The sequence below is a fragment of the Caballeronia insecticola genome, from assembly GCF_000402035.1.
GTDB classification, from domain to species: Bacteria; Pseudomonadota; Gammaproteobacteria; order Burkholderiales; family Burkholderiaceae; genus Caballeronia; species Caballeronia insecticola.
Genome location: NC_021287.1, coordinates 398,666 through 424,956 on the forward strand (window position 1 = coordinate 398,666; position 26,291 = coordinate 424,956).

A 26,291-nucleotide genomic window follows, 5' to 3' on the forward strand; every position below is an offset into this window, starting at 1 on the left:
AGAAAATAGGGACGAAGGAGGCGTCGCGCGAACGCCCGTTTCTTACTGCACGGCGGACGGCACGTCGACGGCGGCTGGTGTTTCGATCTTACCCTGATCGCCCTTGAGTCGCTGGATGACAGGTTTGTTCCACGAACCGGTGATCGAATAGTCGAAGGCGAACGCTTTCTGAATCGATGCCGACAGCGCGATGTCCGCCGCCAGCACGCCGAGCCCGAGCAGCGGATTGATGACCGCCGCGCCGATCGCAGCCGCGCCCGCGCCGACGGTCGGGATCACCTTCACGTGCAGATCCTGCGTCTGCTTCGGCAGATCGACCATGCCCTGCATCTGCACGCGCGCGGGCGGCGTGACCATCAGGAAGTCGTCCGTGCGGCTGATGCCATCGACGATGCGCGCGTTGCCCGTCATCTTCTCGAACGGCAAACCCTTGCCGACGACGTCCTCGAAATGCAGCGTCAGCAGGTTCGCGAGACTGCGCAGGCTGAAGATGCCGAGCCACTTCGCCGCGCCCGGCGCGCGCAGAATTTGCCCGTGCCGCACATCGACGGCGACGTTGCCGTCGAGCGTGTTCATGTCGAGCGTGGTCGGGCCGCCGTTCCACGCCGCGTGGCCCGCCACCGTGCCGGTGCCCGCGTTGATCACGCGCGGCGCGCCGAAGCGGTCGATCAACTGGCCGACGTCCTTCAAGTCGAGCTTGAAATCGAGCGACGTGCGCCGCTGCAGGCCGTCGTCGGTGTCGTAGGGCATGGTGTCCTGCTGGGCGGGCTGTGGCGCTTGCGCAGTTCGGATCGCGCCGCCCGGCAGCGTGCGCCACGTCGCGTTGGCGGTGAGCGTTGCATCGGGATTGGCGAGTTCGAGCTTGTCGAGCGTCCAGATCGGCTCGTCGGCGATCACTTCGTTGTGGGCGTCGACTTCGAGCCGCCCGAGGCTGTGGCCGCGGAACACGAGCTCGTTCACGATGAGATCGATCGTCGGCATATTGCGCGGCGGCTTGCGGATCACGCGGCCGACCAGATCGTCCTCCGTCTTGTCCGGAATCACGACTTTCGCGAAGCGTGCCTGCAACGCGCCCGGGCTTTCTTTCGTTGCGCCGGGCGTCCACGCGAGATAGCCCGACACCTGATTGGACGCCACATTCGCCTGCCACTTGCGATCGCTCTGGCTTTCGCTCGCGCCGATCACGACGTTCTCCCAGCGCCGGTCGAGCAGCCTGAGCGTCGTGAAATGGACGGCGGCGCGCGTCGGGATGAATTGTTTGACGTCTTCGCTCATCGGCGGACGCGTCGCGTTTGCGGCGGCTACTGCTTGCGGCGCGGATGCGCTCGCCGTGCTGATCTCGGCGAAGGTTTTGCGCCAGGCGTCGGCGTCGAGTTCGTCGAGATCGACGGCGGCGCTCACGCCTTCAGCAGGCAGATCGCCCGGCTTGTTCACGCCGATCGCGCCGCGCACGACTTTCAACTGCGCGCGCATGTTCATCGGCTCGGCGGCGTTCTGCGGGTCGATCTTCACCTGCGCACGGCCGATCTGCCGGAACACGTAATGCGCTTGCACGGGACCGAAGCTCAACTGCGCGTCGTGTAGATCCGACGGGCCGCCCGGCGTCGGCTGGAACGTGAAGGAGAACGGCATCGGCGTGCCTTGTGCCTTGCCGAACGGGGCGGGCAGATCGATCGCGAGCCCCGACAGATCCGAACTCGCCCGCACGTTCGGCAGCGCGTTCTTCTCGCCGCGCACATGCAATTCATATGGCGCCGCGCCCTTGATGCGCTTCATGAACTGCACGACCTGCGGCGTCATGCGTGCATTGAAGCGCTCAGCTGCGTCTGCGCCGATGCGCCCGTTCACGTCGATGGCATAGCTGCCGTCAGGCTGCACGCCGCCTTTCGCGCGCACGTCGCCGCCGAGCAGTTGCGCGGTCAGGTCGTTGAGCGTGACGGTTTTCGCGGCGAAGTCCGCGCGGCCGCGCAGATGCGTGAGCGGCGGCAGATTGCCGTACGCGACTTCGTTGTCGGCGAACGTGAGCGAGCCTTTATATTCGGGCTTGATGGGCGGCTGCGGCGCGGGCGGGCGATAGCGCGGAATGCCGAGCGTGAGCGCGAGCGCGGCGTCGCCTTTCGCGTCGATTTTGCGCGTCGCGTGTTTCGCCATCAGGCCGAGCGAGCTGTCGTCGACGTATTGCAGCATGTCGGCGAGCGGGCCGTGCGCGCGGCCGTCGATCCACAGTTTCGTTTCGCGGTTGCCCGTATCGTCGATGCGCCCGGTCACTTTCGTCACGCGCACGCCGCGATAATGGCCGCGGTCGATATCGAAGCCGAGCTTGTTCTGCGCAAGCGTAAACACGCCGTCGATGCCCTCGAACGCCGGCCAGAAGTTCGGCAGGCCGTTGGCCATCTTGCGCGGCGGAAACGGCGTGGGATCGAACTTGCCGCCCGTGAAGGGCGCGTTGATGCGGAACACGCCCGCATCGGGAAACTTCGCGTAGGGGAAGCGGGTGAGATCGCCGTGCACTTCGAGCGTGCCGTTTCTCGCGACGCCTGCCTGCAGCGCGTGACCGAGATAGACGCGCACGCGCTCGTTCAGGCTCGTCGGCAGATAGCGCACGAGACGCGTCACCTTCAGATACGCGACCTTCGCTTTCAGGTCGAGATTGCCGCGCCCATGGCCCTGATTCCAGTAGTCGGCGGTGACTTCGCCTTCGGCGTCCGCGTTCTTCACGTGCAGCGTATCGAGATGAATTTTGAACGCGCGGCGCTGTTCGCCGGGCGCGATGGCATCGGCGACGGTCCAGCGCGCGTTGCCCCGCAGCGAATCGAAGGTGAGACGCGGATCGTCGAAGGCGCCGGGAATGATGACCGCCGCGTTTTTCGTGTCGATGGTGATGCGGCCTTCCTTCTCGTTCGCGTCGACGACGCCCCACAGATTGTCGACCCCCGGAATGCCCGCGCGCGGATGGTTGTTGATCGTGAGGCCGGGCGGCGGTTCCTGCGCCTGCACGCTGATGCCTTGCAACTCGCCCTTGAACGCGTAATGCAGCAGGGCGGCGTCGCCTTTCTGGCGCTGCCGCTGCGCTTCGTCTTCGCTCTTCGGCGCGGCCCGTTCGGTGTAGATCGTGTAGTTCGCCACCTGACCGCGCGGGTTGAAGCGCACGAGTTCGTTGAGCACGCGCGTGGGCACCGGCAGCGCGCGCACGAATTCCGCGAGGATGCCGAGATCGACGGAGTCTCCGGTGAGCCGCAGCAACTGTCCGTGGCCGACGCTCGGCGGCCGGAACGTCGCGGAGAGCAGCCGCGACACGAGCACGCGCGAGACCGGCGTGCCGTCGTCGAGCGGCAACTGGCCGAGTTCCGCGTGCAGGTTGCTGAGGTTCAGCGTGTATTCGGTGTCCTTTTTCTCGATGCTCCAGCCGAAACGCGCGACCGGCAGATCAAGCCGCGGCTGCGACGCGCGCACCCGCAGGCCGATGGTCGCGCCGTTCAGCTGGCCGCTCGCGTTCTGCAATTGTCCGCCCGCGAAATTCAGCCAGACCTCGTTGTTGACGAGGCCGCTGAACATCTGGAACGGCAGCTTCACGTAGCGCGCGAGCGTCGGCAGATCGACCGGGCCCGTCGATGCGTAAAGACGGCCGGTCCAGTTCGCGGGCGCGCCCATCGCGGAAAACGGCTGATGGCGGAAGTCCGCGCGCAGATCGAGCGGGCCGTGCAGCACGTCGCCGTCGGCGGGCGCTTTGAGCGCGAGCCGGTGACGTGTGCCGTCGTTGATGATCGTGAGATGCAGCCGCTTGAACGCGATTTCCGGCGCGGCGCGCTCGGCGTCGCGCCAGCGCAGCGTGCCGTCGCGCAAAAGAATGTTGTCCTGGCCGAGCAGCCAGGTGGTGAACGCGTTGGAGCCGGTGCGATGCGTGGGCAGCGGCACGCCCGCGACACTCAACGCGCCGTCGGCATTGCGCGCGACGATCACGTCCGGCCCGTCGACGGTCAGGTCCGCGAGCTTCGGGCGCACATGCAGCAGCGAGCCCCACGCGATGCTCGCGCTCGCATGCGGCACGGCGAGTCCGGGCGAACCGTCGGCGGCGTCGATGCGCAAATTGTCGATATCGAGCGTCGGCGTGAGCCCCGACCAGCGCGCGGAAATTCTGCCGATATGAAGCTGCGCATGAATCTTCGACGACACCAGTTGCTCGATGCGCGGCCGGAACGAATCGACCTGCGGCAGCACGATGTAGCGCAGGCCGAGATACACGCCCGCCACCACGAAATACGCGACGGCGGCAATGGCAAGAACGATTTTGAAGACGCGTGAAAGCACGCGCTCGGCGTTGCCGCTGGGCTGGGCTTGTCCAACTTCGGTCGGGTCGACGGATCGTCTGCTGTCGGACATGCTGCTGCTATTCAGCGATATGGTAGTTTTGCGTGTTTGACGCTGAAATGTAACACGGGCACCGCACGGACGGCCGCTGCCTGCGCACTCGTGGATGCTCGCAAAGCCGCGCCCGGCAAGACTCGCGGCGCGGTTGATGAAGCGCTATGTCTTACCAGCAAGCAATGAGCGAACCCAACCTTTCATGACCGACGCTACTCTTCTCAGTTCCGACTATTCCAACTATGCGGCGCGCGCGTATGCGGCGCGTCCCGAACTGGCGTCGAACGTCGCGCAATGGGCGCAGTCGCCCGTCACGCGCCAGTGGATCGAAGCGCGCCTGGACGCGCACTGCGTGCCGTGCGCCGAACATGGTGCGCTTAACGAAGCCGCGCTCAAGACCGCGCTGCGGCGCCTCAGAACCGAAGTGTTCTGCACGGTAATGGAGCGTGATCTGGCGGGCGCGGCGAATGTCGCCGAAGTCACCGGCGCAATGACCGATCTCGCCGAAGTCACCGTGCAGCGCGCGCTCGCGGTGCTCTCGGCGGATCTCGAAGCGCTCTTCGGCGAACCGCGCGGACCCGACGGCGAACGGCTGACGCTCGGCGTCGTCGGCATGGGCAAGCTTGGCGGTCGGGAGCTTAACGCATCGTCGGATATCGATCTGATCTTCGTCTATGAAGAAGACGGCGAAACCGCCGGCGGCACGCGCTCGCCGCTCACGACGCAGGAATTCTTCACACGGCTCGGCAAGCGGCTGATCGGCGCGCTCGCGGAGATCACGCAGGACGGCTACGTGTTTCGCGTCGACATGCGGCTGCGCCCCAACGGCGATTCCGGCCCGCTCGTGTGCAGTCTCGGCATGCTCGAAGAATATTTCTACGTGCAGGGCCGCGAGTGGGAACGCTACGCGTGGATCAAGGGACGGCTCGTCTCGGAGACGCAGAGCGATTCGGCGCGGCGTCTCGCGAAGCAGCTCGAAGCGATCGCCACGCCCTTCATCTACCGGCGTTATCTCGACTACGGCGTGATTGCGGCGATCCGCTCGCTGCATCAGCAGATCCGGCAGGAAGCGCGGCGGCGCGCGTCGATGCGTCCCGACAAAGCCGACGACATCAAGCTCGGACGCGGCGGCATCCGCGAGATCGAGTTCAGCGCGCAAGTGTTTCAGTTGATTCGCGGCGGCCAGGCGGCGGATTTCCGCATTCGTCCGACGCTCGCCGTGTTGCAGCGCGCGGCGGCGAACGGCCTGCTCGCGCCCGCCGTGTGCGATTCGCTGTCGGAGGCGTATTTGTTCCTGCGCACGGTCGAGCATCGCCTGCAATATCGCAACGATGCGCAAACGCACGCGATGCCCGTCGCCGACGACGAGCGCGCGCTGCTCGCGAAGTCGCTCGGTTTTGCCGATTACGCCGCGCTGATGGACAAGCTCGACGCGCATCGCGAACGCGTCGAGCAGCAGTTCGACGCGATCTTTGCTGACAAGGTGAGCGGGCAGGGCGGCTGCGGCGTCGCGGAAGATTCGGCGGCGTCGTGGATCTGGAGCAGCGCGCTCGCCGACGATTCGGCGCAGGACGAACTCGCCTCGCGTCTGCTGGAGCTAGGCTTCGCGGACCCGGCGCCGGTGCTCGCGCGTCTCACGGGCGTGTGGAATTCGGCGCGTTATGCAGGGCTGCCTTCGCAGAGCCGCGAGCGCTTCGACATCGTCGCGCAGCGCGCGCTCGAAGCGGCGCAGTCGATCGACGCGGCACGGCGTGGCGACACTATCGTGCGTCTGTTCGATCTGCTCGAAGCCATCGGCAAGCGCGGCGCTTATCTCGCGTTGCTGACCGAATATCCGGCGGCGCTCGAGCGCGTGCTGTCGGTGCTGAGCGGTTCGCGCTGGGCGGCCGGTTATTTGATCCGCCATCCGCAACTGCTCGACGAACTCCTCGACGACGAAGCCATCGCCAGTCCGTTCGACTGGGCCGAATTCAAACGCTCCCTGCTCGCGCGCCTGCAGGCGGCCGAGGACGCGGAACATCAGATGGATCTGCTGCGCCACGCGCATCAGGCCGAAGTGTTCCGCATTCTGCTGATCGATCTCGCGGGACGGCTGAGCGTGGAGCACGTGAGCGACCGTCTGTCCGAACTCGCCGACGCCGTGCTCGACGTGACGGTGCAAACCGTCTGGCAGCAATTCCCGAAGCGGCATCGCGAGACGCCGCGCTTCGCGGTGATCGCGTACGGCAAGCTCGGCGGCAAGGAACTCGGCTACGCGTCGGACCTCGATCTCATCTTTCTCTACGACGACCCCGACGACGCCGCCTCCGACCTCTACGCCATGTTCACGCGCCGCCTCATCACCTGGCTCACGGCAGCGACGGGCGCGGGCACGCTCTTCGACGTCGATCTGCGGCTGCGTCCGAACGGCGAATCGGGTCTGCTCGTGACCGATCTCGCATCGTTTCGCCGGTATCAGATTCGCGAAGGCGACGCGGCGAACACGGCATGGGTCTGGGAACATCAGGCGCTTTCGCGCGCACGCTACAGCGCGGGCGATGCCGATATCGGCGCGCAGTTCGAGGCGATTCGCGCGGATGTGCTCGTCATGGAACGCGATGCGGCCGCGCTCGCACGCGAGATCGTCGCGATGCGCGAGCGCGTGGCGGCGGGGCATCCGAATCGCAGCGAATTGTTCGACCTGAAGCACGATCGCGGCGGCATGGTCGATATCGAATTCGTCGTGCAGTACTGGGTGCTGCTGCATGCGCGCGAACATCGCGAGTTCGTGCGCAACGCGGGCAACATTTCGTTGCTGAAGATTGCCGCGCAAAGCGGGCTGATCACGGCGGAAGAGGCCGATGCGATCGGCTCCGCATACCGGCATTACCGCAAGCTCCAGCACACGCTGAGGCTCGACGGCATGGAGAAGGCGCGCGTCGCTCCGGCCGAGGTGCAGGCCGAACGCGACCTTGTGATGGCGCTGTGGGAGCGCGTGTTCGCGGTGGCTGCCTGAACTCTGTTGCCTGAGAGGCCTCAGGCGGCCAGCATTTCCTTCGCGTGCTTGCGGGTGGTCGCGGTGATTTCCAGGCCGCCCAGCATGCGCGCCACTTCCTCGATGCGCTTGCCCTTGTCGAGCGGCGTGACCGTGCTGACGGTGCCGCCCGCGTCATCCGCGGACTTCGCGACCTGAAAGTGCTGGTCGCCGCGCGCGGCCACTTGCGGCAAGTGCGTGACGCACAGCACCTGACGGTCGCGACCGAGTTGATGCAGCAGCCGTCCGACCACTTCCGCCACGCCGCCGCCGATGCCTGTGTCCACTTCGTCGAAGATGAGCGTGGGCGTGGGGCTCGCGGTGCTCGCGATCACGGCGAGCGCAAGGCTGATGCGCGCAAGCTCGCCGCCCGACGCGACTTTGGCGAGCGGCCTGAGCGCGACGCCCGCGTGACCCGCGACGCGGAATTCGATCTGTTCCAGCCCGTTCGCGCCGCCTTCGGCGAGCGGCACGAGCGCGACTTCGAAGCTGCCGCCCGCCATCGACAATTCCTGCATGCCTTCCGTGACCGCTTTCGACAGATTCTTCGCGGCCTTCGCGCGCGCCTTCGACAGCACTTTCGCCTGATCGAGATACGCGCTTTTCGCTTTGTCGGCGGCGGCGTTGAGGGCGTCGAGATCGGCGGCGGCGTCGAGTTCGGCAAGCTGCCGGCGGCGCGACTCGTGCTCCTCGGGCAGCGTCTCGGGCTGAAGGCGGAACTTGCGCGCGCTCGAATGCAACTGTTCCATGCGCCGTTCGACCTGCGCGAGCCGCGCGGGATCGAGCTCCAGACGCTGCGCGTAGTGCGATAGCGAGTACGACGCTTCCTGCAGTTGAATCTCGGCCGGTTCGAGCGACGCGAGCACGTCGTTCAGGGCGGGATCGATATCGGCGAGGCCGCGCAGCTTCGAGATGATCGCGCCGAGTTGCGAGATCATGGCTTCGTCGGACTCGGAGAGCGCGCCGAGCGCCGCCTGAACGCCGTCGATGAGACTCGCCGAATGCGATAGCCGATGATGCTCCGCGCTCACTTCTTCCCACTCGCCGGGCTGCGGCGCGAGCTTGTCGAATTCGCTCAGTTGCCACGCGAGACGCTCACGTTCTAGCTGCAGTTCGCGGTCGCGGCTCTCCGCGGTTTCGACCGCCTGCTGCGCTTCGCGCCACGCGCGCCACGCGCGATTCACGGCGCCCGCCGTGTCGAGCAACTGCGCATGCGTGTCGAAGAGTTCGCGCTGCGCGTCCGGGCGCATCAGCAACTGATGCGCGTGCTGGCCGTGAATGTCGACGAGCATTTCGCCCACTTCGCGCAGTTGCGCGAGCGTCGCGGGCGTGCCGTTGATGAATGCGCGCGAACGGCCGCCCGCGTCGACGACTCGCCGCAGCATGACCGTTTCATTGTCCGCTTCGCCGAGCGCGTGTTCGTCGAGCCAGCGCACGACGAGCGGATGCGTCGAGAATTCGGCGGTGATGTCCGCGCGCGACTGGCCGGTGCGCACGATGCTCGCGTCGCCGCGCGCGCCGAGCGTGAGCGCGAGGGCGTCGATGAGAATGGATTTGCCGGCGCCGGTTTCACCCGAAAAAACCGTGAAGCCTGAGTCGAACTCGATATCGAGCGCGGCGACGATGACGAAGTCTCGAATGGAGAGGTGTCGGAGCATGGACGCTTCGGGGAAGGGAATCGGACGGCGGATCAGAGAATCGACGAGTCCTGCGAAGGATGCTCGTTCCAGTGCAGCTTCTTGCGCAGCGTGGCATACGTGCTGTAGCCGACGGGATGCAGCACCGGCACCGTATGCTTCGAACGCCGCACTTCGATGACGTCGTTCAGCTCGACGGCGGTAAACGACTGCATGTCGAAGTTCACGTTCACGTCCCGCCCGCCGATGATCTGGATGGTCACCTTGGAATCGTCGGGCAGCACGATCGGACGGTTCGACAACGAATGCGGCGCGATCGGCACGAGCACGAAGCCTTGCAACTGCGGATGCAGGATCGGCCCCGCCGACGATAGCGCGTAAGCCGTGGAACCGGTGGGCGTGGCGACGATCAGGCCGTCCGAGCGCTGGTTGTACATGAAGTGCCCGTCGACGGAGACACGCAGCTCCGCCATGCCGGAGAAGCCGCTGCGGTTGACCACGACGTCGTTGAACGCGAGCGCGTGATAGATCGGCTTCTCATCGCGCATGATGCGCGCTTCGAGCAGGCTGCGCTCCTCGCGCTCGAACTGCCCGGCGAGCAACTGCGGGACGATTTCGCGCATCTCGGTAAGCGGAATGTCCGTGATGAAACCGAGCCGGCCATGATTCACGCCGATGAGCGGCGTCTTGTACGGCGCAAGCTGGCGGCCGATGCCGAGCATGGTGCCGTCGCCGCCGAGCACGATCGCGACGTCTGCGCGCGCGCCCATCTCGGCGATGGAGAGCGCCGGATAGTGCGTCCCGCCGACGTCCTTCGCGGTGTTCGCCTCGAACACGACTTCGAAGCCCTGCTCGGCCAGGTGATCGGCGAGCGCTCTCAGCGGCCCCTCGATGCCGGGCGTGTTCGTGCGCCCGACGAGGGCGACCGTCTTGAATTGACCGATTTCCATGCCGGCATTACACCATAGTCAGAGTGCGAAAAGAACCGCAGGTGACGGCGGCGGCAAGCGCCACGCACAAGTCCCGCCGCAACGCGCGGGGCCGGCCTTTGTTTCTCGCTAGAATGGAGCGGACGTCGAACGCAGCGCACGCGGCGCGGATCGCCGCTACCCGACTCGTTGAGCTAAAATTTGCCCATGCTAGACCCACGTGCACAAACCCTCCTCAAAACGTTGATCGAGCGCTACATCGCCGAAGGTCAGCCGGTCGGTTCGCGCACGTTATCACGGCATTCGGGTCTCGAACTGAGTCCCGCCACGATCCGCAACGTCATGTCGGATCTCGAGGAGCTCGGTCTCGTCGCGAGCCCGCACACATCCGCTGGCCGCATTCCTACGCCGCGCGGCTACCGTCTTTTCGTCGACACGATGCTGACTGTAGAAGCGCCCCAAGACGAAGCGATGACCACCGCGGTCAAGACCCGCCTGCAGGGCGAGGAGCCGCAGAAGATCGTCGCGGCGGCGGCGAGCGTGCTGTCCAGTCTGTCTTCGTTCGCGGGCGTCGTGCTGACGCCGCGCCGCAGTCACATGTTCAAGCAGATCGAATTCATGCGGCTGTCGGACAAGCGCATCCTGCTTATCATCGTGACGCCGGAAGGCGACGTGCAGAACCGCATGATGGCCACGCAGCGCGATTACTCGCCCTCGCAGCTCGTCGAGGCTTCGAATTACATCAACGCGCATTTCGCGGGCCTGTCCTTCGACGAAGTGCGCCGGCGCCTGCGCGAGGAAATCGACCAATTGCGCGGCGACATGACCACGCTCATGCAGGCGGCCGTGGTCGCAAGTACCGCCGAGACCGATCCCACGGACACCGTACTCATTTCCGGCGAGCGCAACTTGCTCGAAGTGGCGGACCTTTCCTCCGACATGGCGCGGCTGCGCAAGCTTTTCGACTTGTTCGACCAAAAGACGAGCCTCCTGCAATTGCTGGATGTTTCGAGCCACGCGCAAGGCGTGCAGATCTTCATTGGCGGCGAGAGCAATCTCGTGCCGATCGAGGAAATGAGCGTGGTGACGGCGCCATACGAAGTCAACGGGAAGATCGTCGGCACGCTCGGCGTGATCGGACCCACGCGCATGGCGTACAACCGCGTGATTCCTATCGTGGATATCACCGCACGCCTGCTTTCGATGTCGCTCAGTCACCAGTAGTCACCAGTAACGCTGCTTCGCCCCCATCTTGGCGGACCGCGAGAAGCCGCGCCACTCGGCCATTCGGCCAATGATGCGCGCAGCGACGCGCCGCTATAATGGTCCTCACCTTTTCGACCACCCTCCCGGCCCGCCTGCCCTATGCGTTTCGACCTCGAGTTGCCTTCGCAGCCCAGCGCTTCGCATCGCGTCGCAGTGCTGCTGATCAATCTCGGCACGCCGGACGCGCCCACGCCGCGGGCGGTGCGCAAGTATCTGGCGCAGTTTCTGTCCGATCCGCGCGTGGTCGAAATTCCGTCGCTGGTCTGGCAAGTCATTCTGCGCGGGCTGATCCTGCCGTTTCGCGGGCGCGCGTCGGCGAAGAAATACGCGCAGGTGTGGATGTCCGAAGGCTCGCCGCTGCGCGTCTACACGGAAAAGCAGGTCGAGAGTTTGCGGCGGCTGTTCGCGGCGAACGACTATCATGTGATCGTCGACTACGCGATGCGCTACGGCACGCCCGGCATCGGCGCCATGCTCAATCAGCTGAAGCTCGAAGGCGCCGAGCGCATCCTGCTCCTGCCGATGTATCCGCAGTATTCGTCGTCCACCACGGCCACCGCCTTCGACGACGCCTTCTCCGCGCTCAAGCGCGTGCGTAATCAGCCGGAAATTCGCACGATTCGTCATTACGCGGATCATCCCGCGTATATCGGCGCGCTGGCGGAGCAGGTGCGCGATTACTGGCGGCATCACGGTCAGCCCGATTTCGCCGCCGGCGACAAGCTCGTGTTGAGCTTTCACGGCGTACCCAAGCGCACGATGGATCTCGGTGATCCCTATCACGACCAGTGTCAGCTGACCGGGTCGCTGCTCACATCGGCGCTCGGTCTCACGTCCGTGGAGTGCCGCGTGACGTTTCAGTCGCGCTTCGGGCGCGCGGAGTGGCTGCAGCCGTACACGGCGCCGACGGTCGCGGAACTGGGCGCGGGCGGCGTCACGCGCGTGGACGTGTTCTGTCCCGGCTTTACGGCGGATTGTCTGGAAACCATCGAGGAAATCGGCATTGAAGTGCGCGACGAGTTTCTCAAGGCCGGCGGCAAGCATTTCCATCGAATTCCCTGCCTGAACGCGGCGCCCGCGTGGATCAAGGCGCTCGGCGAAATCGCGGCGCAGCACTTGCAGGGCTGGCCGGTGCAGACCCTGCAGCCGCTGACGGCGGTCGCATGAATCCGGTTTCAACACGCATTCACAGATGAACTACAAGATTTCGACGGAACCCGGCGCGCGTTTGCGCATCGATAAATGGCTGTGGGCGGCGCGCTTCTTCAAGACGCGTTCGCTTGCGAGCGACGCGGTCGAAAAGGGCCGCGTGAAGATTGGCGGCGCGAGCGTGAAGCCGTCGAAGGACGTGCGCGTGGGCGATCTCGTGGAGATCGATATCGAGCGGATCGTGTGGCAGGTCGAGGTGCTGGGCGTATGCGACGTGCGCGGTCCGGCGAGCGTTGCGCAGACGCTCTACGCCGAAACCGAGGAAGGGCGCGCGAAACGCGTGGCCGAAGCCGAGCGGCGCAAAACCTTCCGCGAACCCGCCGCGGGCATGCAAGGAAGACCGACAAAACGCGACCGGCGCGTTATCGACAAACTTGCTGGTTCGGATTAAAGAAATTTTCCATGGTCGCGTGAACGCCGCCGTACTCGGTGTTACGGTCGGTCACGGCGCCGGACATGCAGATGGTGGTCGTTCCCGCGACGAGTACCAGGGCGACCACCGCGATAGCAAAGGTCAGTTTCATGGTATCCCCGGAGAGCGGGTTGCTCGGTCAGCGAGCGGCCGAGTCAGGAAACGGGCAAGGGCTGAAAGCGGATTGAAGCATTCGTAGGATTAGGGTTAACGTGCTTCCTGCGGTGCTTGTTCGAAGTGTAGGCGACTCAGGGCTTTCCCTCAATCTGAATTTGCGCGATGCGGCGAAATGCGTATTACCGCTCGTTGCGCCGTTCACGAAGTGCTGAAATAAGTCCGAAAAATCCGTTTCGAAGGCTTGAAAATGCCTTCGATGCCCACATTTGCGCCGCTAGTGCGAAAACACGGCCAAGCGCTGCCGGCTGGCCGCTTTCGCATCCGGTTCAACTCACAGCAATACACATTCAGCGACATGGAAAACACGCAAGAGAATTCAGCGAGCCAGAACCCGACGCCCGCCGACGAAACCGCGCGCCAGGCCGCCGATGCCAGTCAGCCCGCGGCCGCAGCCGCTCCGGCAGACTCGGCCGCCCCGCAATCCGCACAAGCCGCTGCCGCGCCGACCGCGGGCGACAGCGCACTTGCCGAGGCTCAGGCCACCATCGCCGCGCTCAAGGAAGACTTCCTGCGCGCCAAGGCGGAGACGGAAAATGTGCGCCGCCGCAGCCAGGAAGACGTCGCGAAGGCGCATAAATTCGCCATCGAGAATTTCGCGGAACACCTGCTGCCGGTGCTGGACAGCCTGGAGGCCGCGCTCGCGGACCAGTCGACCGATCTGGCCAAGGTGCGCGAGGGCGTCGAACTGACGCTGCGGCAACTGACCGGCGCGCTCGAGAAGGGCCGCGTCGTCGCGGTGAATCCGGTCGGCGAGAAATTCGATCCGCATCGCCATCAGGCCATTTCGATGGTGCCCGCCGAGCAGGACGCGAACACTGTCGTCGCGGTGCTGCAGAAGGGTTACGTGATTGCCGACCGCGTGCTGCGTCCGGCGCTCGTCACCGTCGCGGCGCCGAAGTAAGGGATGTAGCGAGGTGCCCGTCGATGCGACCGCCTTCGCCGTGCTCGGCATGCGGGCGCTCGACGAGGCCGGTGCTTCGCGTCGGCGGCCGACGAACTCGCCGTGGTGTTTTTCGCGATTGCTTCAACTGCGAGACCGCCAAGCGGGCGCCGCTCGCAAAGGCGAATGAAATCCGCGTGCTCGGCCTGAAGCGGTTCCAGCAATGTGAAGAGCATCGCGAACCGGGCCGCCGCTTCATGCTGCACGGCGTACCGACGCGGGTTTTCTTTCATTGCGGCAACGTCTCGGCCGGCACGGGCTGGCTCAGTTCGAAGCGGCAGTGAGCGCGGCGTGCGGGAAGACCAGCGCCACGCAAAAAAAGTTATAGACCGCATCGCTTGCAGGGTCTTGAAATCGAAACCGGCGCACTTATCTTGCGTACAGGTATGAATTTTGGGCGTTCGGCCCGGTAAATCGGCGTAACCCGCCAGCGTCACACCCGCCGCAACGCCATTGCGATCAAAGCTAGGAGAGTATAAAAAATGGGCAAAATCATCGGCATCGACCTCGGCACCACGAATTCGTGCGTGGCGCTGATGGAAGGCAATCAGGTCAAGGTCATCGAGAATTCGGAAGGCGCGCGCACGACGCCGTCGATCATCGCGTATCTCGACGACAACGAAATCCTCGTCGGCGCGCCGGCGAAGCGCCAGTCGGTCACCAATCCGCGCAACACGCTGTACGCAGTCAAGCGCCTGATCGGCCGCCGCTTCGAAGAGAAGGAAGTGCAGAAGGACATCGGCCTGATGCCCTACAAGATCGTCAAGCACGACAACGGCGATGCATGGGTCGAAGCGCACGGCAAGAACCTCGCGCCGTCGCAGGTTTCCGCCGAAGTCCTGCGCAAGATGAAGAAGACCGCTGAAGACTACCTCGGCGAGCCGGTGACGGAAGCCGTCATCACGGTTCCGGCGTACTTCAACGACAGCCAGCGTCAGGCAACGAAGGACGCGGGCCGCATCGCCGGTCTGGAAGTCAAGCGCATCATCAACGAACCGACCGCAGCCGCGCTCGCGTTCGGTCTCGACAAAGCCGAAAAGGGCGACCGCAAGATTGCCGTGTTCGACCTGGGCGGCGGCACGTTCGATATCTCGATCATCGAAATCGCGGACGTCGACGGTGAAATGCAGTTCGAAGTGCTCTCCACCAACGGCGACACGTTCTTGGGCGGTGAAGACTTCGACCAGCGCATCATCGATTACATCATCGGCGAGTTCAAGAAAGAGCAGGGCGTCGATCTGTCGAAAGACGTGCTCGCGCTGCAACGCCTGAAGGAAGCGGCTGAAAAGGCGAAGATCGAACTGTCGTCGACGGCGCAGACCGACATCAACCTGCCGTACATCACGGCAGACGCGTCGGGTCCGAAGCATTTGAACCTCAAGTTCACGCGCGCCAAGCTCGAAGCGCTCGTCGAAGAGCTCATCGAACGCACGATCGAACCGTGCCGCATCGCGATCAAGGATGCGGGCGTGAAGGTTGGCGATATCGACGACGTGATCCTCGTCGGCGGCATGACGCGTATGCCGAAGGTGCAGGAGAAGGTGAAGGAATTCTTCGGCAAGGAACCGCGCCGTGACGTGAACCCGGACGAAGCCGTGGCCGTGGGCGCCGCGATTCAGGGCCAGGTTCTGTCGGGCGACCGCAAGGACGTGCTGCTGCTCGACGTGACGCCTTTGTCGCTCGGCATCGAAACGCTCGGCGGCGTGATGACGAAGATGATCAACAAGAACACGACCATCCCGACGAAGCACGCGCAAGTGTATTCGACGGCGGACGACAACCAGGGCGCCGTGACCATCAAGGTGTTCCAGGGCGAGCGTGAAATGGCCGTGGGCAACAAGCTGCTCGGCGAGTTCAATCTCGAAGGCATTCCGCCCGCACCGCGCGGCACGCCGCAGATCGAAGTGACCTTCGACATCGACGCGAACGGCATTCTGCACGTCGGCGCGAAGGACAAGGCAACGGGCAAGGAAAACAAGATCACCATCAAGGCGAACTCGGGTCTGACGGACGCGGAAATCGACAAGATGGTGAAGGACGCCGAAGCCAACGCCGACGAAGATCGCAAGCTGCGCGAACTGGCCGACGCCCGCAATCAGGGTGACGCGCTCGTTCACAGCACGAAGAAGGCGGTTGCCGAATACGGCGACAAGGTGGACGCCAGCGAGAAGGAAAAGATCGAAGCGGCGCTGAAGGATCTCGAAGACGCGCTGAAGAACAACGCAAGCGACAAGGCCACGATCGAAGCGAAGGTCGAGGCGCTGGCTACCGCGTCGCAGAAGCTCGGCGAAAAGATGTACGCCGACATGCAGGCGCAGCAGGGCGCGGCGGGTGCGGCGGCTGGTGCAGCAGGCGCGGGCGCTTCGGCGGATGCGGGCGCGAGCCAGCACCATGACGACGTTGTCGACGCCGACTTCAAGGAAGTGAAGAAGGACTAAGCCGCAAGGGCGCGCGATGGCAACGTCCCGCGCCCGCGGCCTTTTCGCCGTCAGGCGAAGAGAAGCGGACGCGTCCGGCGTCTGACGTGGAACGCGCCTGGCGAGCTTTGCGGCTCTCCGGGCACGTTGTTTTTAAGAGGCATCCGGTTCGAAGCATCATTTGAGCCGGGCGTCAGAGGTTTACGCGCGGGCTGCAAGGCTCGCAGCATCTCAGAGGAACCGTCGCGTGACGCGCGGCGGAATCGAACCGACATGGCGAAACGGGATTACTACGACGTTCTCGGCGTCGCAAAAAACGCGAGCGACGACGAGATCAAGAAGGCGTATCGCAAGCTCGCGATGAAGTATCACCCTGACCGCAATCCGGACAACAAGAAGGCGGAAGAGAATTTCAAGGAGGCGAAGGAAGCCTACGAAATGCTCTCCGACCAGCAAAAGCGCGCCGCGTACGATCAGTACGGCCACGCGGGCGTCGATCCGAACATGGCGGGCGCGGGTGCACAGGGTTTCGGCGGGTTCGCGGATGCCTTCGGCGACATCTTCGGCGACATCTTCGGACAGGCCGCGGGCGGCGCTGCGCGCGGCGGTCGCGGCGGACCGCAGGTGTATCGCGGCGCAGATCTGCGCTACAGCATGGAAATCACGCTGGAGCAGGCGGCGCACGGCTACGACACGCAGATTCGCGTGCCGAGTTGGGTCAACTGCAACGTCTGCCACGGCTCGGGTGCGAAGGCCGGCACCAAGCCCGAAACCTGCCCGACCTGTCATGGTCAGGGCCAGGTGCGCATGTCGCAGGGTTTTTTCAGCATCCAGCAGACGTGCCCGAAGTGTCACGGCAGCGGCACCTACATTCCCGATCCGTGCGCGAACTGCCACGGCGCGGGGAAGGTGAAGGAAACGAAGACGCTGGAAGTGAAGATTCCGGCGGGCATCGACGACGGCATGCGCATCCGCTCGGCGGGCAACGGCGAGCCGGGCATCAACGGCGGTCCGAGCGGCGACCTGTATGTGGAAATCCACATCAAGCAGCACTCGGTGTTCGAGCGCGACGGCGACGACCTCCATTGCCAGATGCCCATTCCGTTCACCACGGCGGCGCTCGGCGGCGAGATCGAAGTGCCGACGCTCGCGGGCCGCGCGAGCTTCACGGTGCCGGAAGGCACGCAGTCGGGCAAGACGTTCCGTCTGCGTGGCAAGGGCATCAAGGGTTTGCGTTCGAGCATCGCCGGTGATCTTTACGTGCACGTGCAGGTGGAAACGCCGGTCAAGCTCACGGAGCAGCAGCGCGATCTGCTCAAGCAGTTCGAGAAGTCGCTGTCCGAAGGCGGCGCGCGCCACAGCCCGCAGAGCAAGAGCTGGTTTGACCGCGTGAAGAGCTTCTTCGATTGATGCGGTCGATGCAGGTCGAGCATGACCATGACGACTGAAGAGCGCGGCGCGGTATTCGCGCTGCTCGACGATTGCGACGCGACCGCCGAAAGGCGGTCGAGTCGTTTGTACACCGACTTCGCGCACGAACGCGTGTGCGTGGACGGCCGTGCGCTGGACGCCGTGTGCCGCGACGTCGAGCGCGATCTGCAAGGCGGGCTGCATGCGGTCGTCGTCGCGGATTACGAGTTCGGGCGTGATCTTCAGTTCGGCAAGACCAGCGAACCCCTCCGCGGCGACGACCACGCCTTGCGCGTGCTCATGTTTCGCGGCTGCACGCATCTTTCCCGCGACGAAGCCAGCGCGTGGCTCGCAGCGCGCGACGGGCACGCGCCCACGCCTTCCACGGCGGGCGTCGCGGGCATCGAGCCGAGCGTCACGCGCGCCGAATTCGATGCCGCGATCGACGCCGTCCACGACGCCTTGCGCGAAGGCGAGTCGTATCAGATCAACTACACGTACCGGCTGAACTTCGACGTCTTCGGCGCGCCTGTCGCGCTGTATCGACGGCTGCGTGAGCGGCAGGCCGTGCACTACGGCGCGTTCATCGCACTGCCGGATGGCAGGACGGTCGTGTCGTGCTCGCCCGAATTGTTCGTCGAGAAACACGGCGATTTGTTGCGCGCCCGGCCGATGAAAGGCACCGCGCCGCGCGAGGCCGATCCCGAAGCGCTTCGCCACGATCCGAAGAACCGCGCCGAGAACGTGATGATCGTCGACTTGCTGCGCAACGACATGTCGCGCGTGGCGGTCACGGGTTCGGTGAACGTGCCGGCGCTGTTTTCGGTCGAGCCTTACGCGTCGGTCTGGCAAATGACCTCGACCATCGAGGCGCGGGTGATTGCCGGTACGTCGTTCGATGGCATCGTGCGGGCGCTGTTTCCGTGCGGCTCGATCACCGGCGCGCCGAAATACCGCACGATGCAGTTGATCGACGCAATCGAAAGCACGCCGCGCGGGCTCTACACTGGCGCGATCGGCTGGCTCGATGCGAGCGGCGACTTTTGTCTTTCGGTGGCGATCCGCACGCTCGTCGTCGATGCGACGGGTGCGCGCGGCGTGCTCGGCATCGGCGCGGGCATCGTGCTCGACAGCGTCGCCGCCGACGAATACGAGGAGTGCCTTTTGAAAGCGCGCTTTCTGACGGGTGCGGACCCGGGCTTCGAACTCTTCGAGACCACGTACGCGACGCGCGATAACGGCGTCCGTCATTACGCGCGGCACGTCGCGCGGTTGCAGGGAAGTGCCGCCTATCTCGGTTTCACGTTCGACGCACACGCGCTCGACACGCAAGTCGCGCAGCACTGCGCGCAGTTCGAGGCGGGCACGCCGTATCGCTTGCGTATCGCGCTCGACAAAAGCGGGCGCATTGCGATCACGAGTGCGCCGCTTGGCGCATTGGCGCGGCAGACGGTGGATGTCCTGCTCGCGTCCGAGCGCGGCTTCGCGCCGCAAACCTCGGCGGATCCGCTGCTGCGCCACAAAACTACGCGTCGCGCCGATTACGATCGCGCGTGGCACGCCGCCGAAGCCGAAGGCGCGTTCGACATGCTGTTCGTCAACGAGCGCGGCGAGCTGACCGAAGGTGGCCGTTCGAGCGTCTTCGTGCAACTCGACGGCCAGTGGTTCACGCCGCCTATCGATGCGGGCGTGCTGCCGGGCGTGATGCGCGCGGTGCTGATCGAGGAACTCGGCGCGGCGGAGCGCACATTGACGCCCGAAGACCTGTCGCGAGCCGAAGCCCTGTTGATCAGCAACGCGCTACGCGGCGCGATCGAGGCGCGCCTTAAACGCTGAGCGCGATCACCACTCGGCGACGCTGCCATCCGCGTGACGCCACACCGGGTTGCGCCAGCGATGGCCGACCTTCGCCATCTCGCGGACCTTCTCTTCGTTCACCTCGATTCCGAGGCCCGGACCTTGCGGAATCGACACCATGCCGTCGTCGTACTTGAAGACTTCCGGATTCTTGATGTAGTCGAGCAGGTCGTTGCCCTTGTTGTAGTGAATGCCGAGGCTCTGTTCCTGAATGAACGCGTTGTAGCTCACGGCATCGATCTGCAGGCATGTGGCGAGCGCAATCGGTCCGAGCGGGCAGTGCAGCGCGAGCGCGACGTCATACGCTTCGGCCATCGTCGCGATCTTGCGGCATTCGCTCAGCCCGCCCGCGTGCGACGCGTCCGGCTGAATGATGTCCACGTAACCGCCCGCCAGAATGTGCTTGAAATCCCAGCGCGAATAGAGCCGTTCGCCGAGCGCGATCGGCGTGCTCGTCTGATTGACGATATCGCGCAGCGCCTCGACGTTCTCCGACAGCACCGGCTCCTCGATGAACATCAGCTTGAACGGATCGAGTTCCTTCGCGAGCACCTTCGCCATCGGCTTGTGCACGCGGCCGTGGAAATCCACGCCGATGCCCACGTTCGGCCCGACCGCCTCGCGCACCGCGCGCACGTTGTCGATGACGCCTTGCACCTTGTCGAAGGTGTCGATGATCTGCAGTTCTTCCGAGCCGTTCATCTTCACGGCCTTGAAGCCGCGCTCGACCACGGCGCGCGCGTTGTTCGCGACATCGCTCGGACGGTCGCCGCCGATCCACGAGTAGACCTTGATCTTGTCGCGCACCTGGCCGCCCAGCAGCGCGTGCACCGGCACGCCGTGAAACTTGCCGAGAATGTCCCACAGCGCCTGATCGACGCCCGCGATCGCGCTCATGCCGATCGGCCCGCCGCGATAGAAGCCCGAGCGGTACATGACCTGCCAGAGATCTTCGATATGACGCGGATCTTTTCCGACGAGATAGTCCGACAGTTCGTCGACGGCAGCGGCGACCGTATGCGCGCGCCCTTCGACGACCGGTTCGCCCCAGCCCGTGATGCCTTCGTCGGTTTCGATCTTGAGGAAGCACCAGCGCGGCGGAACGATAAAGGTTTCGAGTTTCGTGATTTTCATGAAGCGTCTCCGGACAAGGATTTACATGGTAGCAAAATCCGAAAATTTGGGCATATTAATAGTATTATTGAATCGCTGTTTGGGCTCCCCAAAGCCGCTGAAGGCGTCCGAAGCTTACGAATCTTCCGATAAATACCCGATAATCGTGCCCCTATCTGGAGGGAGACCATTATTCATCGCGATCTGCATGGGCGCGTCGCGCACGAACTGGGCATGGCGATTCTGCGCGGCGATCATCCGCCCGGCGCGCCGTTGCCGCGCGAAGCCGAACTGATGGCGCGCTTCGAAGTGAGCCGCACGGTGCTGCGCGAGGCGCTGCGCACGCTGACGTCGAAAGGGCTGATCGAGTCGCGGCCGAAGGTCGGCACACGCGTGCGTCCGAGAGATGCGTGGAACCTGCTCGACGCCGACATGCTCGAGTGGTACTCGCGCGTCGCGCCGCCGCTGCAGTTCGCGCTCAAGCTCCAGGAAATGCGCGAGATGATCGAGCCGTACGCCGCCGCGCTCGCCGCCGGGAATCACGAGGCGCCCGCATGCGAGCGGCTCACGCGCGCGCATCGGGCAATGGTCGATGCGCAGAACGTCGACGAATGGGTGCGTGCCGACCTCGACTTCCATCTCTGCGTGCTTGCCGCGTGCAGCAACGAACTGCTGATTCCGCTCGGCGCGCTGATCGAGCGCACGCTCGAAGGCCAGTTGCGCCTGAACGCAAAACGCGCCGAGGTCTACAACGCGTCGCTGGCGGAGCACACGGCCGTGTTCGATGCGATCGTCGCCCGCGATGCCGCCGCCGCGCGCCGCGCAATGGCCGATCTGCTCGGCGTGACGCGCGAACGTATCGAAGGATAAGCGCCGCGAATCAGAGCGCGTTCAGCGGAAGCTTGAGATAGGTCGTGCCGTTGCCGGCCGCGTCGGGGAAATGGCCCGCGCGGATGTTGACCTGTATCGCCGGCAGGATGAGCGTCGGCATGCCGAGCGTCGCGTCGCGGGCTTCGCGCATCGTGACGAACGCGTCTTCCCCTTGGCCCCCACCCACGTGAATATTGTGCTCACGCTGCTCGCGCACCGTGGCTTGCCAGCGCGGCGGGCGCGTGTCGGGCGGATAGTCGTGGCAGACGAACAGCCGCGTGTCGGGGTCGAGCGCGAGCAGACGCTGGATCGAGCGATACAGCGTGCGTGCATCGCCGCCGGGAAAATCGCAGCGCGCGGTGCCGACGTCCGGCATGAACAGCGTGTCGCCGACGAACACCGCGTCGTTAATCTGGTACGCCATGTCGGCGGGCGTATGGCCGGGCACGAAGAGCGCGTGCGCCTCCAGCGCGCCGATCATGAAGCGCTCGCCGTCGCTGAAAAGATGATCGAACTGCGATCCGTCGAGCTGGAACTCGGGCTCCAGATCGAAGATTTTCTTGAACACGCCCTGCACGGTGCGTATTGATTCGCCGATGCCGATCTTCCCGCCGAGCATGCGCTTCAGATACGGCGCCGCCGAAAGATGATCGGCGTGCGCGTGCGTCTCCAGAATCCATTCGATATCGAGCCGCTGCTCGCGCACGAAGGCGATGACCGCGTCCGCCGAGCGTGTCGACGTGCGCGCGGCGTTCGGGTCGTAATCGAGCACGGAATCGATGATGGCCGCAGCCGTTCCGGCCTTCTCGTAGACGACATACGTCAACGTCCCGGTGCGGATATCGAAGAAAGCCTGAATGATCGGTTGCACGCTGGTTCTCCCGGATGCGTCACGGGTCTCGCTGCCCGCTCGCCGCCTGCTGATCGAAAATCGCCTCGTCACAGCCGCCTTCTGAACCGGCCGATTGGGCGTCTTTGTCAGGATCGCGATAAAGTGTAACCCTTTGTGGCAACCGCGCACGCGCCGTTCGCCACGTCAACGAAAGCTCGCTCAAAGGGTTTCGAATGCCGCACGTCCCGACTTCGCTTGCGTCGTCATGGGGCGCGTGGGCCGTCTTCGTCAGCGTCCTCGCGACACAGCTCGGCGTGCCGGTCCCCGCCGCGCCGATGCTGATTCTCGCCGGCACGCTCGTCGCCGCCGGCAACGTGCCGTTCTGGCAAATGCTCGCGGCGGCCGTGCTCGCCGTGCTGATCGCCGATTCGCTGTGGTTCGCCGCGGGCCGCCTCTATGGCCGGCGCTTTCTCAATTCGCTCGTGCGGTTTTCGCTGTCGATCGATTCCACACTGCGCACCGCGCGCCGCTGGTTCGAGCGGTTCGGCGTGCCGCTGCTCGCGCTGTCGAAGTTCGTGCCGGGGCTCGGGCTCGTGTCGGCGCCGCTGCTCGGCACGACGCAGATCGAGGTGCGCGTCTTTCTTCTGTGGGATCTGATCGGCGCGACGGCGTGGGCGAGCTTCTGGATGCTCGGCGGCGCGGCGCTGCAGGCGCACATCGACCGGCTCATCATGCTGGTGCGCGCCAACGGCACGACGCTGATCGACATGCTCGCGATGGTGGCGATCGGCTTCATGCTGTATCGATGGATCCGGCGCGTGCAGTTTCGCCAGTGGCTCGAGAAGTATCACATCACGCCCGATCAGCTCGACACGATGATGCGCTCCGACACGCCGCCCGTGATCTACGACGCGCGGCCGCCCGAAGTGCGGCGGCGCGAGCCGTATCGCATCACGGGCGCGATCTCGCTGGATCTCGATTCGCCCGAGCGCACCGATCAGCTGTACGCGGAGCACGAAGTGGTCGTGTATTGCGTCTGCCCGAACGAGGCGACGGCGAAGCTCATCGCGCGGCAGATGCGCTCGAAAGGCTTCCGGAACGTGCGTCCGCTGAAGGGCGGGCTCGATGCGTGGGAGAAGCACGGCTATCCGATCGAGCCGATTCCGACGGAACATCTGCATGCGCCCACCGATGACGACGACGTCGATCACGACATGGTGACGATCCGCGCGACCGCGCCGGAGTGAGCGCGGCCGCGTTCGCTACACGCGCCGCGCCGGCCGGTTCACGAGCGCGATGCCCGCGAGCACCATCGCCGCGGCGATCATGAAGCGCGCGGTGAAGTGCTCGCCCAGCAGCAGCACGCCGAAGGTGACGCCGAAGATCGGCGTGAGAAACGAAAAGACCGACAGCCGCGACGCCATGTAGCGCGTGAGCAGCCAGAACCACGTCAGATAGCTGATGAACGCGACGACGATCGCCTGATACGCGAGACTCGCGATCGCGAGCGGCGACACCACCCCGATATGCGTCTGCCCGACGCCCGCCGCCAGCGCGAGCAGCAACACCGCCGACACCGCCAGTTGATAGAAGAGCGTCTTGCTCGCGCTTGCATGCGCGAGCGTCGATGCGCGCACCACGACCGTCGTCGCGGCCCAGAAGAGACCGGCCAAGACGCCGAGCGTATCGCCCGCGATGCCCTGCCACGTCGATGCGCCGTTCGGGTTGCCGTGCAGGAAGCCGTCCGCGAACGCGAGCGCCATGCCGCAGAACGCCAGCGCGATACCGCACCACTGCGCGCGTGCGAGCCGTTCGCCGGCGACGAACCAGTGCAGCCCGAGCGCGGTGAAGCAGGGCGCGGTGTAGAGGAACACGGCCATGCGCGTCGCGGTCGTGAGGCTCAGGCCGAAGAAAATGCAGACGAATTCCCCGCCGAACAACAGGCCCGCGAGCAACCCGGCGGGCAGCGTATCGTCGCGCTGAAAGAGCGGCACGCCGCGTGAGCGCGTCCAGAGCCAGACGAGCAGCGTCGCGATCAGCGAACGAATGCCGGCTTGCAGGATCGGCGGAATCGACGCGTTCGCTTCCTTGATGGCGACTTGCTGAAAGCCCCACGCGCCGCACAGCGCGATCATCACGATGATGGCGGTGGCGTCCGGGGCGCGGCGCAGGGCGAGGGAAGGCGTGCTCATCGGCGGCTCGTGGCGTGATGTGACTTAGCCTGCGCGACGTGCGCATCGGCCATGCACTGATTTGGAGCGTCGATTGTGCCAGCGAACGAGCGGCGCGAGGGAAAGATCGGGTCGCGACCGTGGAATTGCTTGGATGTGCGGAAAGCGCGCGCCGCGACGAATGTGCGGCGCGCGAGGTCATGCGTGCATCAGGAATGCTTTTCGATCAGCTCGACTTTGTAGCCATCCGGATCTTCGACGAACGCGATCACCGTCGTGCCGCCCTTCACGGGACCGGCTTCGCGCGTAACCTTGCCGCCCGCCTGTCGGATGCGCTCGCACGCATCGGCTGCGCTCTCGACTTCGAGCGCGATGTGGCCATACGCCGAACCCATGTCGTATTTCTCGACGCCCCAGTTGTAGGTCAGTTCGAGCACGCTGTTCTCGGTTTCCGGGCCGTAGCCGACGAACGCGAGCGTGTACTTGTACTCGGTGTTTTCGCTTTGACGCAGCACTTTCATGCCGAGAATGCGCGTGTAGAAATCGATGGAACGCTGCAGGTCGCCGACGCGCAGCATCGTGTGAAGGAGTCGCATGGTGGGGTTCCTGTTATGTGGATGCGAGGAGGACAGGAGCGCGTCCGTTTGACAATGCGGTCACTGAAGGCCGCTTTTCGGACGCATCCGGAAATTGTACCGTCGCGGATTGTTGCGCGCTGGCGCCGCCTCAGAGCGCCGGCAGCAAGTCCGGCGGATGATGCTTGAGCGTATGGCGCGCCTCGCGGAACTCGGGGAAGATCGACTCGACCGTCTGCCAGAAACGCGGGCTGTGATTCATCTCGCGAAGATGCGCGAGTTCGTGCGCGACCACGTAATCGATGATCGACAGCGGAAAATGGATGAGCCGCCAGTTGAGGCGAATCTTGCCGTCGCTCGAACAACTGCCCCAACGCGTTGCCGCCGACGACAACGCGTACGCGCGAAACTCCACGCCGAGCCGCGCCGCATAGACCGCGAGCCGCGCGCCGAAGATGCGCTTCGCTTCGCTCTGCAGCCAGCCCTGCACGCGATCCTTGATCTGCTGCGCGTCCGCGTGCGCGGGCAAAGCGAGCGACAGCACGTTGGTCTCGTCATCGAAGGACAGTGCATTCGCGCCCGAGCCGAGCGACACGCTGATTGTCTTGCCGAGATACGGAAACTGCGTGCCGTCGCGCCATTCGATGCGCGGCAGCGCGCGCTGCTCGACGCGCGTCTGCCATTCGGTCAGCTTCTTGACGATCCAGTGCTGCTTGTCGAGGATCGCGCTTTCGATGTCCGCGATCGTCACCCAGCGCGGCGCGGTGATCGCAAGCCCGGTGCCGTCGATACAAAAGCCGATCGTGCGACGCGCCGAACGCTTCAGCCGGTAGTCCAGCGCGCCCGCCTTGAGCACGATGCGGCGCAGGCGCACGCCATCGGGCAAGGGCGTGCTCGGCGCGGCGGGCGTGAGGATCGGAGCGGGATCGGCGCTCGGGATGTCGCCGCGCAGCGGAGCCGGCGCGCTCGCGGGCGTGGTGCCGGAGTAGGCGGGTGCATGCTCGAACGGAAGATCGAGTTGCAGGGTATCGAGCGCGACGGCGGGACGCTGCCGCGATGGGGGCTTCTGCATCGGTTCGGCTTTGCGCTCACGGCGCAGGA

19 protein-coding genes and 1 pseudogene are annotated in these 26,291 nt (G+C 64.9%); 11 read left to right on the top strand and 9 right to left on the bottom strand.

Translation table 11 applies throughout. The features are described from left to right. Window positions 1–42 precede the first annotated feature (42 nt). Window positions 43–4,380, bottom strand: coding sequence for a YhdP family phospholipid transporter (locus tag BRPE64_RS01870; protein WP_044041110.1), 4,338 nt, complete (start codon window positions 4,378–4,380; stop codon window positions 43–45). Window positions 4,381–4,564: 184 nt separating this feature from the next. On the opposite strand from BRPE64_RS01870, the gene glnE reads away from it, so the two are divergent. Next, window positions 4,565–7,357 carry a bifunctional [glutamate--ammonia ligase]-adenylyl-L-tyrosine phosphorylase/[glutamate--ammonia-ligase] adenylyltransferase gene (glnE, locus tag BRPE64_RS01875; protein ID WP_044041111.1) on the top strand — a complete coding sequence of 931 codons (2,793 nt, stop codon included), beginning with the start codon at window positions 4,565–4,567 and terminating at the stop codon, window positions 7,355–7,357. Window positions 7,358–7,377: 20 nt separating this feature from the next. On the opposite strand, the gene recN is transcribed toward glnE, so the two are convergent. Continuing rightward, window positions 7,378–9,033 (bottom strand): DNA repair protein RecN, encoded by a 1,656-nt coding sequence (recN, locus tag BRPE64_RS01880; RefSeq protein ID WP_016344314.1) that lies wholly within the window; start codon window positions 9,031–9,033, stop codon window positions 7,378–7,380. A 32-nt stretch (window positions 9,034–9,065) separates the two neighbouring features. Continuing rightward, window positions 9,066–9,962, bottom strand: a complete 897-nt coding sequence (locus BRPE64_RS01885; RefSeq protein ID WP_016344315.1) for an NAD kinase — start codon at window positions 9,960–9,962, stop codon at window positions 9,066–9,068. 186 nt (window positions 9,963–10,148) lie between these two features. Between BRPE64_RS01885 and hrcA the strand changes: the two genes are divergently transcribed. The 3 genes from hrcA to BRPE64_RS01900 all read left to right on the top strand — a co-directional run bounded on the left by hrcA (window position 10,149) and on the right by BRPE64_RS01900 (window position 12,807). Continuing rightward, window positions 10,149–11,165 carry a heat-inducible transcriptional repressor HrcA gene (gene hrcA / locus BRPE64_RS01890; protein ID WP_044041112.1) on the top strand — a complete coding sequence of 339 codons (1,017 nt, stop codon included), beginning with the start codon at window positions 10,149–10,151 and terminating at the stop codon, window positions 11,163–11,165. A gap of 141 nt (window positions 11,166–11,306) precedes the next feature. Further along, complete coding sequence (gene hemH / locus BRPE64_RS01895; protein WP_016344317.1) at window positions 11,307–12,374, top strand: ferrochelatase; 1,068 nt, start codon at window positions 11,307–11,309, stop codon at window positions 12,372–12,374. 25 nt (window positions 12,375–12,399) lie between these two features. Next, window positions 12,400–12,807, top strand: a complete 408-nt coding sequence (locus tag BRPE64_RS01900) for an RNA-binding S4 domain-containing protein (RefSeq protein WP_016344318.1) — start codon at window positions 12,400–12,402, stop codon at window positions 12,805–12,807. Here BRPE64_RS01900 and BRPE64_RS33390 read toward each other — a convergent pair. Next, window positions 12,779–12,940, bottom strand: coding sequence for a hypothetical protein (locus BRPE64_RS33390; protein WP_016344319.1), 162 nt, complete (start codon window positions 12,938–12,940; stop codon window positions 12,779–12,781). The genes BRPE64_RS01900 and BRPE64_RS33390 overlap by 29 nt on opposite strands. 360 nt (window positions 12,941–13,300) lie before the next feature. Here BRPE64_RS33390 and grpE point away from each other — a divergent pair, with 360 nt between their 5' ends. From grpE to pabB, 5 genes and pseudogenes are all read left to right on the top strand, one after another. After that, the gene (gene grpE, locus BRPE64_RS01905) at window positions 13,301–13,906 is read left to right on the top strand and encodes a nucleotide exchange factor GrpE (protein ID WP_044041113.1); all 606 of its coding nucleotides are present in this window, start codon (window positions 13,301–13,303) and stop codon (window positions 13,904–13,906) included. 49 nt (window positions 13,907–13,955) lie between these two features. Next, window positions 13,956–14,273 (top strand): annotated as a pseudogene (locus tag BRPE64_RS01910) (thioredoxin family protein). 154 nt (window positions 14,274–14,427) lie between these two features. Continuing rightward, window positions 14,428–16,383 (top strand): molecular chaperone DnaK, encoded by a 1,956-nt coding sequence (gene dnaK / locus BRPE64_RS01915; RefSeq protein WP_016344323.1) that lies wholly within the window; start codon window positions 14,428–14,430, stop codon window positions 16,381–16,383. Window positions 16,384–16,635: 252 nt separating this feature from the next. Continuing rightward, window positions 16,636–17,772, top strand: coding sequence for a molecular chaperone DnaJ (gene dnaJ, locus BRPE64_RS01920; protein ID WP_016344324.1), 1,137 nt, complete (start codon window positions 16,636–16,638; stop codon window positions 17,770–17,772). A gap of 27 nt (window positions 17,773–17,799) precedes the next feature. Further along, complete coding sequence (pabB, locus tag BRPE64_RS01925) at window positions 17,800–19,608, top strand: aminodeoxychorismate synthase component I (protein ID WP_044041883.1); 1,809 nt, start codon at window positions 17,800–17,802, stop codon at window positions 19,606–19,608. Window positions 19,609–19,614: 6 nt separating this feature from the next. Here pabB and dgoD read toward each other — a convergent pair whose 3' ends face one another. Beyond that, window positions 19,615–20,763 (bottom strand): galactonate dehydratase, encoded by a 1,149-nt coding sequence (gene dgoD / locus BRPE64_RS01930; RefSeq protein WP_016344326.1) that lies wholly within the window; start codon window positions 20,761–20,763, stop codon window positions 19,615–19,617. Window positions 20,764–20,895: 132 nt separating this feature from the next. Between dgoD and BRPE64_RS01935 the strand changes: the two genes are divergently transcribed. Next, window positions 20,896–21,612 (top strand): FadR/GntR family transcriptional regulator, encoded by a 717-nt coding sequence (locus tag BRPE64_RS01935; RefSeq protein ID WP_044041120.1) that lies wholly within the window; start codon window positions 20,896–20,898, stop codon window positions 21,610–21,612. Between the two features lie 10 nt (window positions 21,613–21,622). Here the strand turns inward: BRPE64_RS01935 and BRPE64_RS01940 are convergent, their stop codons facing one another. Beyond that, complete coding sequence (locus BRPE64_RS01940; RefSeq protein WP_016344328.1) at window positions 21,623–22,483, bottom strand: MBL fold metallo-hydrolase; 861 nt, start codon at window positions 22,481–22,483, stop codon at window positions 21,623–21,625. A gap of 194 nt (window positions 22,484–22,677) precedes the next feature. On the opposite strand from BRPE64_RS01940, the gene BRPE64_RS01945 reads away from it, so the two are divergent. Then, entirely contained in the window at window positions 22,678–23,691 is a 1,014-nt protein-coding gene (locus BRPE64_RS01945; RefSeq protein ID WP_016344329.1) for a DedA family protein/thiosulfate sulfurtransferase GlpE, read from the top strand. 15 nt (window positions 23,692–23,706) lie between these two features. Here the strand turns inward: BRPE64_RS01945 and BRPE64_RS01950 are convergent, their stop codons facing one another. The 3 genes from BRPE64_RS01950 to BRPE64_RS01960 form a co-directional block, all read right to left on the bottom strand. Beyond that, window positions 23,707–24,636, bottom strand: a complete 930-nt coding sequence (locus tag BRPE64_RS01950; RefSeq protein WP_016344330.1) for a DMT family transporter — start codon at window positions 24,634–24,636, stop codon at window positions 23,707–23,709. 188 nt (window positions 24,637–24,824) lie between these two features. Beyond that, complete coding sequence (gloA, locus tag BRPE64_RS01955; protein WP_044041122.1) at window positions 24,825–25,211, bottom strand: lactoylglutathione lyase; 387 nt, start codon at window positions 25,209–25,211, stop codon at window positions 24,825–24,827. A 130-nt stretch (window positions 25,212–25,341) separates the two neighbouring features. Next, entirely contained in the window at window positions 25,342–26,262 is a 921-nt protein-coding gene (locus tag BRPE64_RS01960; RefSeq protein WP_044041884.1) for a M48 family metallopeptidase, read from the bottom strand. Window positions 26,263–26,291 lie beyond the last annotated feature (29 nt).

Excerpts from the sequence above, each read along its gene's own strand:
- BRPE64_RS01885 (WP_016344315.1), bottom strand. The coding sequence starts at position 9,962 with ATGGAAATCGGTCAATTCAAGACGGTCGCCCTCGTCGGGCGCACGAAC.
- BRPE64_RS01870 (WP_044041110.1), bottom strand. The coding sequence starts at position 4,380 with ATGTCCGACAGCAGACGATCCGTCGACCCGACCGAAGTTGGACAAGCC.
- dnaJ (WP_016344324.1), top strand. The coding sequence starts at position 16,636 with ATGGCGAAACGGGATTACTACGACGTTCTCGGCGTCGCAAAAAACGCG.
- BRPE64_RS01900 (WP_016344318.1), top strand. The coding sequence starts at position 12,400 with ATGAACTACAAGATTTCGACGGAACCCGGCGCGCGTTTGCGCATCGAT.
- dgoD (WP_016344326.1), bottom strand. The coding sequence starts at position 20,763 with ATGAAAATCACGAAACTCGAAACCTTTATCGTTCCGCCGCGCTGGTGC.
- pabB (WP_044041883.1), top strand. The coding sequence starts at position 17,800 with ATGACGACTGAAGAGCGCGGCGCGGTATTCGCGCTGCTCGACGATTGC.
- gloA (WP_044041122.1), bottom strand. The coding sequence starts at position 25,211 with ATGCGACTCCTTCACACGATGCTGCGCGTCGGCGACCTGCAGCGTTCC.
- grpE (WP_044041113.1), top strand. The coding sequence starts at position 13,301 with ATGGAAAACACGCAAGAGAATTCAGCGAGCCAGAACCCGACGCCCGCC.
- dnaK (WP_016344323.1), top strand. The coding sequence starts at position 14,428 with ATGGGCAAAATCATCGGCATCGACCTCGGCACCACGAATTCGTGCGTG.
- BRPE64_RS01960 (WP_044041884.1), bottom strand. The coding sequence starts at position 26,262 with ATGCAGAAGCCCCCATCGCGGCAGCGTCCCGCCGTCGCGCTCGATACC.
- recN (WP_016344314.1), bottom strand. The coding sequence starts at position 9,033 with ATGCTCCGACACCTCTCCATTCGAGACTTCGTCATCGTCGCCGCGCTC.
- hrcA (WP_044041112.1), top strand. The coding sequence starts at position 10,149 with ATGCTAGACCCACGTGCACAAACCCTCCTCAAAACGTTGATCGAGCGC.
- BRPE64_RS33390 (WP_016344319.1), bottom strand. The coding sequence starts at position 12,940 with ATGAAACTGACCTTTGCTATCGCGGTGGTCGCCCTGGTACTCGTCGCG.
- BRPE64_RS01945 (WP_016344329.1), top strand. The coding sequence starts at position 22,678 with ATGCCGCACGTCCCGACTTCGCTTGCGTCGTCATGGGGCGCGTGGGCC.
- glnE (WP_044041111.1), top strand. The coding sequence starts at position 4,565 with ATGACCGACGCTACTCTTCTCAGTTCCGACTATTCCAACTATGCGGCG.
- hemH (WP_016344317.1), top strand. The coding sequence starts at position 11,307 with ATGCGTTTCGACCTCGAGTTGCCTTCGCAGCCCAGCGCTTCGCATCGC.
- BRPE64_RS01950 (WP_016344330.1), bottom strand. The coding sequence starts at position 24,636 with ATGAGCACGCCTTCCCTCGCCCTGCGCCGCGCCCCGGACGCCACCGCC.